Origin of the sequence: Streptomyces sp. NPDC059371 (assembly GCF_042751995.1) — a bacterium.
GTDB lineage: Bacteria > Actinomycetota > Actinomycetes > Streptomycetales > Streptomycetaceae > Streptomyces.
Window position 1 is genome coordinate 175,726 of sequence record NZ_JBHYXD010000004.1, and the last position, 14,135, is coordinate 189,860.

11 protein-coding genes are annotated in these 14,135 nt (G+C 71.7%); 6 read left to right on the plus strand and 5 right to left on the minus strand.

Annotated elements, in window-relative coordinates; genetic code table 11:
• Window positions 1–101: 101 nt before the first annotated feature.
• Both ACFXGX_RS04370 and ACFXGX_RS04375 read right to left on the minus strand, forming a co-directional pair.
• On the minus strand, window positions 102–815 hold the full coding sequence (locus tag ACFXGX_RS04370; protein ID WP_384784524.1) for a response regulator: 714 nt from the start codon (window positions 813–815) through the stop codon (window positions 102–104).
• A complete protein-coding gene (locus ACFXGX_RS04375; protein WP_384784592.1) occupies window positions 812–2,077 on the minus strand; it encodes a sensor histidine kinase in 1,266 nt (421 codons plus the stop codon). The genes ACFXGX_RS04370 and ACFXGX_RS04375 overlap by 4 nt, the downstream gene beginning before the upstream one ends.
• A gap of 380 nt (window positions 2,078–2,457) precedes the next feature.
• On the opposite strand from ACFXGX_RS04375, the gene ACFXGX_RS04380 reads away from it, so the two are divergent.
• A complete protein-coding gene (locus ACFXGX_RS04380) occupies window positions 2,458–3,150 on the plus strand; it encodes an ABC transporter ATP-binding protein (RefSeq protein WP_384784526.1) in 693 nt (230 codons plus the stop codon).
• A complete protein-coding gene (locus ACFXGX_RS04385; protein WP_384784528.1) occupies window positions 3,147–5,555 on the plus strand; it encodes an ABC transporter permease in 2,409 nt (802 codons plus the stop codon). The genes ACFXGX_RS04380 and ACFXGX_RS04385 overlap by 4 nt, the downstream gene beginning before the upstream one ends.
• Before the next feature lie 221 nt (window positions 5,556–5,776).
• On the opposite strand, the gene ACFXGX_RS04390 is transcribed toward ACFXGX_RS04385, so the two are convergent.
• Together ACFXGX_RS04390 and ACFXGX_RS04395 are read right to left on the minus strand one after the other, a co-directional pair.
• Complete coding sequence (locus tag ACFXGX_RS04390; protein WP_384784530.1) at window positions 5,777–6,991, minus strand: glycoside hydrolase family 3 N-terminal domain-containing protein; 1,215 nt, start codon at window positions 6,989–6,991, stop codon at window positions 5,777–5,779.
• 280 nt (window positions 6,992–7,271) lie between these two features.
• Entirely contained in the window at window positions 7,272–7,799 is a 528-nt protein-coding gene (locus ACFXGX_RS04395; protein WP_384784532.1) for a DinB family protein, read from the minus strand.
• Window positions 7,800–7,965: 166 nt separating this feature from the next.
• On the opposite strand from ACFXGX_RS04395, the gene ACFXGX_RS04400 reads away from it, so the two are divergent.
• Together ACFXGX_RS04400 and ACFXGX_RS04405 are read left to right on the plus strand one after the other, a co-directional pair.
• Window positions 7,966–8,808 carry an MBL fold metallo-hydrolase gene (locus tag ACFXGX_RS04400; protein ID WP_384784534.1) on the plus strand — a complete coding sequence of 281 codons (843 nt, stop codon included), beginning with the start codon at window positions 7,966–7,968 and terminating at the stop codon, window positions 8,806–8,808.
• Between the two features lie 328 nt (window positions 8,809–9,136).
• Entirely contained in the window at window positions 9,137–9,343 is a 207-nt protein-coding gene (locus ACFXGX_RS04405; RefSeq protein ID WP_384784536.1) for a hypothetical protein, read from the plus strand.
• A gap of 220 nt (window positions 9,344–9,563) precedes the next feature.
• Here the strand turns inward: ACFXGX_RS04405 and ACFXGX_RS04410 are convergent, their stop codons facing one another.
• Window positions 9,564–10,334, minus strand: coding sequence for a polysaccharide deacetylase family protein (locus tag ACFXGX_RS04410; protein WP_384784594.1), 771 nt, complete (start codon window positions 10,332–10,334; stop codon window positions 9,564–9,566).
• A 208-nt stretch (window positions 10,335–10,542) separates the two neighbouring features.
• On the opposite strand from ACFXGX_RS04410, the gene ACFXGX_RS04415 reads away from it, so the two are divergent.
• Together ACFXGX_RS04415 and ACFXGX_RS04420 are read left to right on the plus strand one after the other, a co-directional pair.
• Window positions 10,543–10,977: a VOC family protein gene (locus tag ACFXGX_RS04415; protein ID WP_384784538.1), complete on the plus strand. Its 435-nt coding sequence runs from the start codon at window positions 10,543–10,545 to the stop codon at window positions 10,975–10,977.
• A 294-nt stretch (window positions 10,978–11,271) separates the two neighbouring features.
• Complete coding sequence (locus ACFXGX_RS04420) at window positions 11,272–13,944, plus strand: glycoside hydrolase family 5 protein (RefSeq protein ID WP_384784540.1); 2,673 nt, start codon at window positions 11,272–11,274, stop codon at window positions 13,942–13,944.
• Window positions 13,945–14,135 lie beyond the last annotated feature (191 nt).

Sequence of the window (14,135 nt, forward strand, 5' to 3'; positions counted from 1 at the left end):
ACGGCTGCGAACTCGTCATCTGTGAGGGGCCGTTGGTGCCCACTGGCGCGCCATGACGGTCGAGCGGGCGAACCCATCACATGGGGGACCGGACCAGGACGTCAGCCGGTGCCGTTCGGCCCCTGGGGAGAGATCAGCCCGCTCTCGTAGGCGAGGACGACGGCCTGCACCCGGTCCCGCAGATCGAGCTTCGACAGGATGCGGCCTACATGTGTCTTCACCGTGGTCGGGCTCAGGAACAGACGGTCCGCGAGTTCGGCGTTGCTGAGGCCGGTCGCCATGAGGCGGAGAACCTCCAGTTCGCGCGGGGTCAGCCCGGACAGATCGCGGTGGAGGCCGGTCTGCGGGGACTCCTGGCGGTGCGCGAAGCGCTCGATCAGTCTGCGGGTGATCGTCGGCGCGAGCAGCGCGTCGCCCGAGCGCACGAGCCGTACAGCCGCCACGAGGTGCTCGGGGGTGACGTCCTTGAGCAGGAACCCGCTCGCTCCGGCGGTGAGCGCCGCGTACACGTAGTGGTCGAGGTCGTACGTGGTGAGGATGATGACCCGGGTTCCCGGGGAACCCGCGGGCCCTTCGGAGCCCTCGGGGCCGGCACCGAGGATGCGCCGGGTAGCCTCGATGCCGTCCATCCGCGGCATCCGGATGTCCATGAGGACGACGTCGGGCCGGGTGCGTCTCACGGCGTCGACCGCCTCGGCGCCGTCCGCGGCCTCGGCCACCACCTCGATCCCGTCGGCGGCGAGGATCATCCCGAAACCGGTACGGACCAAGGCCTGGTCGTCCGCGATGACGGCGCGCAGGGCGGGCCCGTTCACACCGCCTCCCACGGGATGCGGGCCGTGACCCGGTATCCGCCGGTGAGCGTGGGCCCGGCGGTGAGCCTGCCGCCGTAGACCGCGAGCCGCTCGCGCAGCCCGATCAGCCCGCGGCCGTTGCCGTCCACCGGCGGCGAGTCCCGTACCGCCCCCGTGTCGGTGACCTCTATCTCCAGCCAGGAGCCGGCGACGCCGATCGACACCGCCGCGCCGGCGCCCGCCGCGTGCTTGATCGTGTTGGTGAGTGCCTCCTGGACGACGCGGTACGCCGTGAGCTCCACCCCGGGAGGCAGCGGGCCGGGAGGCAGCGACACCGTCAGGCCCACGGGAGTCCCGGCGGCCCGCACCCGCTCGGCGAGTGCGTCGAGCTGCCCGAGGCCGGGCTGCGGTTCCAGACCGTCGGCGGGGGTGTCGGCGCCTGCCTCCGCGCCCGCGAGCAGGCCCATCACATGGCGGAGTTCGGCCATCGCGGCGCGGCCCCCGGCCTCCACCGCCAGCAGTGCCTGTTTGGACCGTTCCGGCGCCGCGTCCATCACCTTGCGTGCCGCCCCCGCCTGGATGACCATCACGCTCACATTGTGGGTGACGACGTCGTGGAGCTCGGCGGCGATCCGGGCGCGCTCCTCCTCGACGGCCCGGCGCATGGCCTTCTCCTGGGTCTGCTGGAGGTCCGTGAAACGCTTTCGGCTGGCCTCCAGCCGCAGTCGCCCGAGCCGGACGAGGCTGGCCAGCACCCCGACGACCAGGAGCACCACGGCGGGACTGGACCAGCCGGGAAGCATGGGATCCGCGTCCCGGAACGCGAGACCGGCCAGCACGGCCGCGACGATCAGACCGGCCAGGGCCCGCGTGCGGTAGCGGCTGTGCGCGACCGCTCCGTACGCGGCGATACTGCAGGTCAGCACGTTGATCCAGGAGACGTCGTCCGCCAGGGCCAGTACGGCGATGGCGATGACTCCGAACGCGAGCAGCGGATACCGGCGCCGGGCCGCCAGTGGCAGCGCCGACAGCACGACCAGGACCCAGGACGCGGATCTGGGTTGGGTTTCCGGTTCGAACATCGGCCCGGGTTCGGGAACGGCTGGGGGGTACGGGATCGAGTCCCGGCCCTCGGTCACGGCCCGGGAGCTGATCCGTACCGGCCCGTCCCCGGGGTAGCGCGCCGCCACGACCAGCGCGACGACGGTCAGGACGACCGCCAGCAGCACGTCCAGGCGCACCGCTCGCCGGGACAGCGGGGCGGGCTCGCCCTCCGGCCGCATCGCGTCGCGGAGACGCGCCCACCACGTCCACGGCCGCAGTACGTCGCCGGCCCGCTCCCGCCAGTGGCCGGCCCGCTTTTGCCAGTGGCCGGTCCGCTCTCGCCCTGTGTCCGCCCACGACGTGTCGCGCGGCCGCCCGTACGGGTCCTCCTTCTCCATCCGCACATTGTGCGGTCCCGCGGCACGGGTCCACGTCCCCCTGTGTGACCGGCGCACCCGACCGCCAGGCGTACTCCTCCAGGATGACCCCGCCGCCGGGTCCTCCGCGGGGAGGGCCGTATGTCGGTGCCACGGCCGACGCGCCGCCGCGGCGTCCGCCCGTACGTTCACCGAGCCCCCACAGGGCATCGGCTTCCCGACCACGAAGGACGGACACACCCATGAATCACGTGATCGAACTGGAGGGCGTGGCCAAGCGGTACGGCGGCGCCGACACCGCGGCGCTCGGACCGGTCGATCTCGGCGTGGCCGAGGGCGAGGCCCTGGCCGTGACGGGGCCGTCCGGCAGCGGCAAGTCCACGCTGCTCAATCTCATCGCCGGTCTGGACCGGCCGAGCGAGGGAATCGTGACCGTGGCCGGGCAGCGCATCGACCGGCTGAGCGAGCACGCGCTGGCCCGGTTCCGCCGCGAACGGATCGGCATGGTCTTCCAGTTCTTCAATCTGCTCGACGACCTCACCGTCGCCGACAACATCCAGCTCCCGGCCCAGTTGACCGGAACCGCCCGGCGGGCGGCGGCGACCCGTGCCGGGGAGCTGATGGAGGTACTCGGAATCCAGAAGCACGCCCGCGCCTACCCCGGACGGCTGTCCGGCGGCGAACGCCAACGCGTCGCGGTGGCACGGGCCTTGGTGAACAAGCCCGCGCTGCTGCTCGCCGACGAGCCGACCGGCGCGCTGGACACCGCGTCGGGGCAGGAGGTCCGGGAACTGCTCGTGGATCTGCACCGCGGCGGGCAGACCGTCGTCCTGGTCACGCACGACCTGGAGCTGGCCCGGGCGTGCGCGCACCGCACGATCCATCTGGTCGACGGCAAGGTCGCGGTCGACACGCACGCGGAGGCCGTCCGATGACCGGGTTCGGCAATGGCGCCCTCGGGCGGGTCGTGCGCTCCGGGGTCGGCAGACGACGCGTCCAGACGCTGGTGATCGCCGTGGCCACCATGATGGCGGTGGCCTCGGCCGTGGTCGCCGGGTCCCTCATGGTCGCCACGAACGCTCCCTTCGACCACGCCTTCGCGCGGCAGCACGGGGCGCACCTCGTCGCCCAGCTCGACCCGAAGAAGGCCGACGCCGCCCAACTGGCAAGCACCCGGGGCCTGGAGGGCGTCACGGCGAGCGCGGGACCGTTCCCCTCCACGACGATCAACCCGATCGGCCAGGGCGGCGGACACCTGCCCGCGCTGACGCTCGTCGGACGGCCCGGTCCCGGCAAGGACGTGGACGTACTCGACCTGAAGTCCGGCCGGTGGCCGCGCACATCGGGTGAGATCGTGCTGTCCGCCTCGTTCCAGGGCCCGGATCTCGTGCTCGGCGCGACCCTGAAGACTTCCGAGGAGGCGGACGCGCAGACGCTGACCCTCGTCGGCTTCGCGCTCTCCGCGAGCGGGAGCGCCGACATGTGGGCGACCCCCGCCCAGGTCAGGTCCCTCGCCACCGGGGAGAGCGGCCTCGCGAGCCAGATGCTCTACCGCTTCGACTCCGCGGCCACGAAGGCGCAGATCACCGCCGACCGCAAGAAGCTCGCCGCCGCCCTGCCCTCCGGGGCGCTGGTCGGTACCCAGTCGTGGCTGGACACCAAGCGCGCCGCCGATCAGGGCGCGGCCGCGACGATCCCGTTCCTGTTCGCGTTCGGCGTGCTCGGCATCGTCATGTCGGTGATCATCGTCGGCAGTGTCATCAGCGGCGCCGTCGGCACCAGTCTGCGCCGGATCGGCATCCTCAAGGCCATCGGATTCACCCCGCGTGAGGTCGTACGGGCCTATGTGGCCCAGGCGTTGATCCCCGCCGCGGCCGGTATCGCCCTGGGTGTCGTCCTCGGCAACCTGCTGGCCGTGCCGCTGCTGAACGACACCGAGTCCGTGTACGGCACCGTGTCGCTGTCGGTGGCCTGGTGGGTGGACGTGGTGGTGCCCGCCGGTGCGCTGCTGGTGGTCGCGGTCGCGGCGCTGGTGCCCGCGCTACGGGCCGGGAGGCTGCGCACGGTGGAGGCCATCGCCGTCGGCAGGGCGCCGCGCACCACGCGCGGTCAGTGGGCGCACCGCGCGGCCGGGCGGCTCCCACTGCCCCGTCCGGTCACGTACGGCCTCGCGAGTCCCTTCGCGCATCCCGTGCGGGCGATCGCCATGGTGCTGGCGGTGACCTTCGGGACCGTGGCCGCGACGTTCGCGGTGGGACTGACCCAGTCCCTCAACGCGGTGGCGAGCGCGCAGGATCCCGAGAACAGCGCCGATGTCACCGCCATCAGCGGGGCAGGCGGCTCGGGTCCCGGCGCCGGCCGGGTGGAGAAGGCGCCCGCGGCCGGGCGTGCTCCGGCCGGTTCGGGGTCGAACCAGCAGCAGCCGTCGGCCGATCCGGACGCGGTGCGTGCCGCGATCGCGAAGCAGGCCGGCACCGCCTCGTACTACGGCACCGCGACGGGCGACGCCAGGGTGGCCGGGATCTCCGGCACCGTCCGGGCCACCCTTTACCAGGGTGACTCCCGAGCCGGCGGCTACGAGATGATCGCGGGGCACTGGATCACCGGGCGGGGCCAGGTCGTGGTGCCCACCCACTTCCTGGAGCGGACGGGCACCAAGATCGGCGAGTCCGTGCGGGTCACCTTCCGGAAGGAGACGGTGAGCCTGCGCATCGTCGGCGAGGCCTTCGACACGTCGGACGACGGCATGCGGGTCCACGCGGATCTGGCGAGCTTCTCCAAAGCGGAGCCGGAGGCCTTCCACATCGAGGTCGAGCCGGGGGTCTCACCCGCCGACTACGCGCGGAAGCTCGCCGCCGTGGTCGAGCCGCTGGGCGGCGCCGCCTTCGCCGAATCCGCCCCCGAGGGGGAGAACATGATCGTCCTGCTGGAGGCGATGGCCGCGCTCCTCACCCTGATGCTGGTCTCCGTGGCGGGCCTCGGCGTGCTCAACTCCGTTGTCCTCGACACCCGCGAACGCGTCCACGACCTCGGCGTGTGCAAGGCGCTCGGCATGTCCCCGCGGCAGACCGTGAGTCTCGTACTCGCCTCGGTGGCCGGCATCGGTGTGGTCGGCGGACTGATCGGGGTCCCGGCCGGGTTCGCGCTGCACGACTACGTCCTGCCGGTCATGGGCGAGGCCGCCGGCACCGGCCTGCCGCCTTCGGTCCTCGATGTGTACGACGGCACGCAACTGGTGCTGCTGGGCCTGGCCGGAGTACTCGTCGCCCTGATCGGCGCGATGGCCCCGGCGGGATGGGCGGCCAAGGTCCGCACGGCCACGGCCCTGCGCACCGAGTGACCGGAGCCCTCGACGCCGTGCGGCGCCCACCGAGCCACGGGGGTGCGAACCGCACGGCGTCGGGGGCGCGAACCGCTCGGCGTCGGGGGTGCGAACCGCTCACGCGGAGGCCCGGGTTCGGTCCGCCGGCCATCGCCGGGCGGTGGACAGCGCTCCCTGTCCATGACGGGAGCCTGCCGCACGCCCCCGGTCCTGTCGCGCACCTCCGGGAGACGAGACGGTCAACTGCAGGTGAGCAGGCCCGCCTTCTGCTTGGCGTTCAGGATGCGATGGACGCTCTGACTGACCTGCGTGCGGAATGCCGAGCTCTGCGTCATCCGGCTCTGCACCGCCTTCGTCATGGCCGGGATCAGGTTCGGCTCGACCGTCAGGACCACGTCGCCGCCGGCCGAGAGGAACCTGACCGCGCGGTCACCCGGGGCCACGGCCTTCACCGCCACCGCGTTCCCGAGGTCGTCCGAGATGACCACGCCCTTGAACCCCAGGTTCTTGCGCAGCAGCGTCTGGATAACCGTCGAGGAGAACGCGGCCCGGTTCCTCGCGTCGATCTTGCTGTACGTCGCGGACGAGATCATGACGAACGGCGCCCCGGCCTGGATCCCCGACTTGAACGGCGTGATGCTCGAACTCGTGCTCGTCGTCACCGAGTCCACGACGCCTGCCGTGGTGTCGGTGTTGCCGCGGACATAGCCGAGCCCGGGGAAGTGCTTGAGCGTGGCCAGGACCCCGGACTGCAGGGAGCCCTCCAGGAACGCGTCGCTGTGCGGGGCCACGACCGCCGCGGTATGACCGAACTCGCGGTTGAACTTGCCGATCGGAGGATTGGCCGTGCCCAGGCTCGCCGGCACGACATCCGCGACGGGCGCGAGGTTCAGATTCACACCGGCCGACTTGAGCTGCTTGGCCCACACGGCCGATTCGCTGCGCAGCTTCGTCGTCGTCCACGTCCCCTGCGTCAGCGCACTCGGAATGGTCGAGAAACCGGGACCGGACAGCACCTGCACCTGTCCGCCCTCCTGGTCGGTCGAGATCAGGAGGCCCACGCGATGCCCGGCCACGGTGTCCGCCTTCGCCTGAAGACCGTCGACAACGCTCTTGGTCGCCGCCGTCCCGGCCTTGCTGCGCCCGGCGAGGAACACCGAGCCGACGTGGTACTGGCGCATGAGGCTGATCCGCTTGCTGTCCGGAGCGGACGGCGTGACCCCTCCCATGAAGAGCTGACCGACCCGCTGGGAGGCGGTCATCGCCGAGTAGGTCCGGTCGGCGCACGTGGACGCCGCGAGTTTGGACACCGGAGTGGAGGGGTCGACCGTGGCGGCCCGCGAGACCTGGACACCTGCGAGTCCCGCCGCCGCGAGCGACACCGCCAGTGCGGATGCGAGCCAGACACGTCGGCTGACGCCGGGGCGATGGGTGGGCGACTGGTGCGATGCCATGAAGATACTCCGAGGGTGCCTGCTGGGAACCGCTTGTATCCTGCGCGGGAAGTCAGTTGCCGTGTCCAGGGTACCTCCGCGTACATGGGCTGAGTCCGAGCGTGCGGCGCCGCCTTCAGGCGGGCTCGACGCGTGCTCGCGGGTCTGCGCGGAGCCCGGTCGGCGCACCCTCCCGGGGCACGCGGGCGGCGCGGCTCGACAGCGCGGCGGCCTCTATCTCCCCATAAGCGTAGTGGGGGTGGTGAGGGACTTCCACCGATGCCCAGCGGTCAGGGTGGCCCTATGCGTCGAGGACGAGGTAGCCGTCGACGCGGCTGAGCCGGTCGGATTCGGGGTCGGGTGGAAGCGCGTGGCCGAGGTTGTCGGCCCGGACCTCGCTGATCCACTGGTCGTGCTGGTACTCGTGGTTGATGAGCGCGATCGTCAGATGGGTGGCGACGATGGTGAGTTGGGCGGGGGCGCCGACGTTTCCTGCCGCGATGTCGCCGATACGGGCATGGACGCGTTCGGCGACGGCGCCGCGGAACGCGGAGAGCCGCTCGACCGTGGGCAGTGCGCCGCGGAACTTCTCCGGGTTCGCCGAGTCCATGATCGCGTCGAGCTCCGGGTCGGGGCTGGGCTCCGCCGCGGTGAGGTTGCGGATCATGAAGTGGGCGACGTGGGCCTGGTGCCCGAGATGCCACCCGATGGCGCTGGAATTCTCATGAGGGCGCCAGATCACCTCGTCCGGGGTGAGGTCCCTCCACAGCTCGTCGGTGTAGCCGCGGGCCCGGTCGTACTCGCGCAGCAGCGCTGTGAGGTCGTACATGGCACCACCTGTCGGTGTCGAGCGGAAAAGTCGGTGTCGGGAAGAAAGGTCAGTATTGAGAAGGGAAGTCGGTGTTGAGAAGGAAAGTCGGTGTTGAGCGGGAAACAGGTCCGGCAGGTACTACGGTCTCGGCGAGGGATGCAAACCGCGAGCGGAAGGAGTCCACGTGCTGAAGCGGGTCGCGGAGGGTGTGCTGGTTCACGAGAGTGAGTTCATGCGGACCAACGCCGTTGTCGTCCAGGGACGTGCCGGTGTGCTGCTGATCGACGCCGGGGTGCAGGGCCACGAAATGGTCTGTCTCGCGAACGACCTGTCCGATGCGGGGCAGACCGTTGTGGCGGGGTTTTCCACGCATCCTCATTGGGATCACCTTCTCTGGCACGCCACGCTCGGCTCGGCGCCCCGTTACGGCACGGCCCGCTGCGCCGCCACTGTCCGGGATCGGCTGTCGGGCGAAGGTGCGATGGCCCGAGTGGCCACGTTGATCCCGGCGGACATCGTCGAGCAGGTACCCCTGGACCTGCTGGGCCGCATTTCCGGGCTGCCCGCCGAGGCGGCGCGGATTCCTTGGGACGGCCCTCTCGTCCGGATCATCGAGCATGACGCGCATGCCCCAGGCCATGCGGCGCTGCTGATCGGGGAACGCGGGGTCCTCGTCGCCGGCGACATGCTCTCCGACGTGCTCATCCCGATGCTCGATCTGAACAACAGCCCTGACCCGATCGAGAGCTACCTCGCCGCACTGAGGCTGCTCGAGGACGTGGCGGACGACGTCGATGTCGTCATCCCCGGCCACGGGTCCGTCGGTCGCGGAGATGAGGTTCGCGCGCGGATCGCCCAGGATCGCGCCTACGTACAAGCCGTGCGTGACGCCCATGCCCCCAGCGACCCGCGGCTCGGCCCGTCGGCCACGTACGGCAAGGACTGGCTGCCCGGCGTGCACGAACGGCAGTTCCAGCACCTCACCCGGAGAAGCGAGTCCGACGAGACGCCCGGCCCGCGGCCATGAGGTCACCGCTTGAGCACCCCGCCGTGACGCCGTCGCCGCCACGGCGGGATTGAAGGCCTTCGTCGGGCCCGGTCGCGTCGGTGTGGCCAGCCGCACATTCGTGGCGGTACGGGGAAGGTGACAGGGGCTGAAAAGTCGCTTGTTCGTGGGTTGTTGGCCTCCGTGGGGGACCGGAGGAACACTTCCGTGCCGGCACGGTCGCGGGCCGGGAGGCGTGTGGTGGGGGCGCCGGGGTCCAGTGCTGGAACGGAGGGGGCCGTGAGGCCCGTACACTCGGCAACCGCCTCCGTGTCCGGCGCGAGGCCCCGACAGGAAGGACGCGTTGTCCGTGTTCCAGGAAGCCCCGATCTACCGCCAGCTCGTCGCGGAGCGCGGTGATGTTCCCGCGCAGGTCCGAGGTGAGGCCGAGCGGATTCGCAGCGACCTGCAGCGGGTGATGCCGCCTCTCGAGGCTTCCGCTCCCGTCGCGGCCGAGGGCTCCTGGCCCGCCGCTCCCGTCGGCCTGGCCCTTCCGCCCGGGACACAGCAGCGCTGATCCGCCGTACGGGCCCGCCTGCCCTGACGCGCCTCGACCGCCCGGAAGCCGACGGCTTCCGGGCGGCGGTGGTGACGGGGCCGTCCGTGACAGAGGCCGTCCGTGGCGCCCGCCGCCCGTGGTGCCCGCCCCCGCCGTCCGTGGCGCCCGCCCCCGCCGCCCGTCACTGGGCGGTCCAGGCTCCCGAATCAGTCCTGAACCGCAGGCTGCGGCCCTGGGCTCAGCGCACCGGGAAGCCGAACGTGTGGCCCTGCTCCTTGAGCCGGGGCAGGATCTGGCGCAGGGCCTCGACCGTCTGGGAGCGGTCGCCGCCCGCGTCGTGGAAGAGGAGCGTCGGCCCGTTGGGCAGCTCCCGCTCGACCGTGGCGACGACCGCGTCCGTGCCCGGCCGCTCGAAGTCCTTGGAGTCCACGTTCCAGCCCAGCGGACGCATGCCCCGCGAGGCGGCCAGCTTGCGGCTGTAGGGGGTGAAGGCCCCGCCGGGCGCCCGGTAGTACATCGGCCGCACGCCCCCGGACGCCTTGGTGATCATGCGTTCGGCGTCGAGTATCTGCTGCGACTGGTAGGCCTGCGACTTGGTGTCCATGGTGGTGTCGTGCGACACCGAGTGGTCGCACAGCCGGTGTCCGGCGGCGACCACCTTCTTGACGAGATCCGGATGCGCCTGCGCTTGAGTCCCCACCATGCAGAAGGTGGCCTTCACTCCGTACTCGCGCAGGACGTCGAGCACTTGAGGAGTCCATACGGGGTCGGGGCCGTCGTCGATGGTGATGTTGACGCCGCTCGCTCCCTTGTCCGAGGCGTGCGCGATGGTCACCGCCACCGGCTTGACGGCGGACTGCCCGGCCGACGCGGCCGGGCGGGGCGACGGGTCGTGCACGGCACCGGCCTGCGCGGTCCACACCGAGGTGCCGGCGGCCAGCACCGTCACCCCAAGCGCCGCCGCGGCCACCTTCCCGTACCAGCCCCGCTTGCTGCCGTGCCGTGCCATGTCCGCCCCGCTCTCGCGCAGTTCCTCGGTCGCCCACCGACCACCTGGCAGGACGAGCGATGACGGCCGGGGGATGCGTCTGTTACGGATCACGGACAATTCCGGGAGGAAACGGGGACACAGCCCGGCGAGAAGCTCCTGTCGCTGTGTCAACGTGCCCTTCTCTACGGAGAGTTCGGCCGTCATTTCGCCCTGTTACGGTGGGCCGATGTCATCCGTCAAGCAGTTCCAGGTCACCTTCGACTGTGAGCAACCCGAGCGCGTCGCCCGCTTCTGGTGCGAGGTGCTCGGGTACGTCGTGCCGTCACCGCCGAAGGGGTCCGCCACGTGGGAGGACTACGAGGGCTCGCGGCCCCCTGAGGATCGGGGCTCGTGGTTCGCGTGCGTCGACCCTTCCGGCGTCGGCCCGCGGCTCTACTTCCAGCGCGTTCCCGAGGGCAGGGTCGTCAAGAACCGGGTGCACCTGGACGTGCGGGCCGGCACCGGCCTCGTGGGTGACGAGCGTCTGGCCGTCCTGAAGGCCGAATGCGAGCGGCTGATCGCGCTCGGCGCGACGCATGTGCAGACACTGCTCGCCGACGACGAGAACGAGTCCTGCATCGCGATGCAGGACATCGAGGGCAACGAGTTTTGTCTCGACTGAACAACGGAATGGGATCGAGACCCGCGTCGGCGGCGCAGGTGATGTGACGTTCCTACGGGCGCGCGCCCTCCCTGTGGGGCCTCGGCTCCGTGGCGGAGGGCGGGCGCCGGACCCGGTGACTCCCAAGCCCGGAGCGGGAGTTCGGACCTCCGCACCTGTCCCGTCGGAACGCATCCCTCGAGCGGTTCTGGTTCAGCGCCCGGTCCGGACGCGGTCCGAGCCCTCGTGAACCCGAAGAAATTCCTGCTCACAGGCCTTCCGCGCGACCTCAGGGCTGCCTTATCTTCTCCATCCATGCCCCTTGCCGATGATCAGCGCGGCGGCCGTCTGCTCGCCGGCCTCGCATCCCTCACCACCGCGGTCGTACTCGCGGTTCTCTGTGCCGCCCTCGGCTTTGCCGACGGGACCGGACTGTTCGCGCCGGAGAACTGGCTGGACGCGGGTTTTGTACCCGGCAACGCCACGAGCCCCGCCTGGGCGACCGTGGTGTTCCTGCCCCTGCTGATCGCCGGCAGCGCGGTGGCCGTTCACCGGCTGGTGCGCGCCGCGGCTCCCGAGGCGAGGGCACGATGGGTCTTCGGCGGGGTCTGGTCGAGTCTGGTCCTGGTCGCGTTCCTGGCGAAGCTGGCCTACAGCGTGCTGCTGCTGGCGATCGCCGGACCGGGTGGCCTGCACATCTTCCCGACGGCCGGGGCGCTGCTCGCCGAGTGCGGTCTGACCGGCGCGAAGTACGCCGTTTTCGGGCCGCTGGTCGCGGGCTTGGCGGCGGCGTCGTACCGGATCGGCGTATGGCGCCTCCGCCGCACGGCCGCCAAGGCCGTCAACGTGGGTGAGGGTGCCGAGGCGGGCAGGAGTGCCGAGGGTGCCACGGCCGGCGAGGTCGGCGACGGTGACACCGCGGACGAGGGTGCCGGGGCGGGCGAGGGCGGCAAGCGCTCCGAGCGTCCCGCGGGGTCATCGCGTGCCGGTCTCGACCCGGTCGCCGGGTTCGCCTGGCTGCCGGCCGGTGCCGCCGTGGCGCTCCAGGCGGGGACCGGTGTGTTCGCCTGGGCGGCCGGACCGATACCCGGCGGCCTCGTGACGGCGACGCTTCTCAGCGGAGTCACGGCGGTTCTCGCCGGCATCGGGCTCTGGCGCCGGGTGGTGTCGCCCGGCCTGACCCGACCGCGTACCGGCGCGACGCTGTGGTCGCTCGCTACCACCCTCACCGCGGCGGGCGTGCTCGGATTCGTGCCCCTGTGGATTCTCGACGGGTGCCTGAACGGTTTCGGCGGGGAGCTGTTCCCGGTCGCGTCCGTCCTCGTACGGGTCGCGGAGGGCGTGACCGCGGGCGTGTGCGCGGGCGTCGTGTGCGTGCCCTGGGTCGCGGAACTGGCGTGGCGGCGCCGGACGGAGCCCTCGGCCGGTGGCGGTCTCGCCTGGGTCGTCCGATGGGCGCCGCCCGTCGCCGTGGCCGCCGTGTTCGCGCTCGCCGCCGGCACTCTGGCACCGGGGCCCGCGGTGGCCGCCGTCGGCGCGCAGACCCAGGTCGCGGGCCGCGACCGGAACGGGCTGCTGCCGCTGATGGTGCTGCGCGAGAACGGACAGGCCCCGGTGATCGGCGACAGCGAGGGGCGGCAGGTGCTGCTCCGCGGTGTGAACGTCAATCAGCTCATCGACTACGGACAGCCCGACCCGGCCAAGCCCACGGTGTGGCCGCTGAAGGACTCCGACTACGCCCAGATGGAACGGTACGGATTCGACGTCCAGCGCCTCGCCCTGTCCTGGTCGGCCCTGGAGCCGAAGCGGGGCGTCTTCGACGAGGCGTATCTGGCGCGGATCCGCACCGCGGTCGACCAGGCCGCCGCCCACGGCATCCACACCGTCCTCGACATCCACCAGGACACCTTCTCGAAGTACGTCAGCGCGGCGCCGGGAACGCGATGCCGCGCCAACGCCTCACCGGAGTTCGGAAACGACGGCGCCCCGAAGTGGGCGACCCGCACCGACGGAGCCAAGGCCTGCGGTTTCCTCGGGCGCGACCTCTCGCCCAATGTGCAGCAGGCGTTCACCAACCTCTACAACGACACCGACGACATCGGCACCGAGTTCGCCCGCATGTGGGGCCGCCTCGCCAAGATCTTCGCGGACGATCCCGCGGTCGCCGGCTACGACCTCCTCAACGAGCCCGGCCCCGGCGACGCACCGGGCGTGACCTCCTCGATCCTGCTCGGACGTCTCTACCAGCAGGCGATCGCCTCGATCCGGGCCGCGGAGTCGAAGGTGGCGGGCGGCTTCCACCACCTGGTGTACTTCGAGCCCTCGATCCTGTGGTCGGGACTTGGCTTCGACACCACCCCGCCGGCCGGGTTCGCCGACGACCCGCAGCTCGTCTTCTCGCCCCACCTGTACAGCGAGTCGATCACCATGGACCAGGGCCTGGGCGTCACGCTGACCTCGATCGAGCAGGGCTACGTCGCCGCCGAGCGCACCGCGCGGGCGTACGGGGCACCGCTGTGGTCGGGGGAGTGGGGATGGTTCGGTGAACCCGACGACTTCCGCTCCCGGTTCGACCGTTTCCTGGACCGGCAGAACTCCGATGCGCTGGGTTCGGCGATCTGGGTGTGGAAGAAGGCCTGCGGCGATCCGCAGAACGACCCCGAGGCCACCACCTCGGGCGGCGGTGTCGTGCTGTACACGTGCCCCGACGGCAAGCCGCTGGCGAGCCCGGCCTTCGAGACCACGGCGCTCTCCCAGGCGTATCCGCGCAGCGCTCCCGGCCGCCTGAGCTCTCTGCGGTCCTCCCGCACCGAGCGGGACCTGAGGCTGTCCGGCTCCGGGACGGGCACGCTGGACGTGTGGGTCCCCGGTTCGGGCCGCCCCGAGGCCAAGGGCAGCGGCCTCACCGGCATCCGGACGACGGAACAGCCCGGCGGCTGGCGCCTCACCGCGCACACCTCCGGTCACTACACCCTCCACGTGGCGTAGGAGCAGCCGTCGGCCGCCACGTGGTCATGTGACAGCCGTCGACCGCCAAGTGGTCATGTGACAGCCGGTCGGCCGCCCCATGGCCATGTGAGAGTCGTGGGGGGGGGCGGGCGGGGGGGGGGGGGGGGCGCGGGGGGCGACCGCCGCCCCCGGCGAGGGCGGGGAGCGCGGGGGCGGGGGGGCGGGGGCGC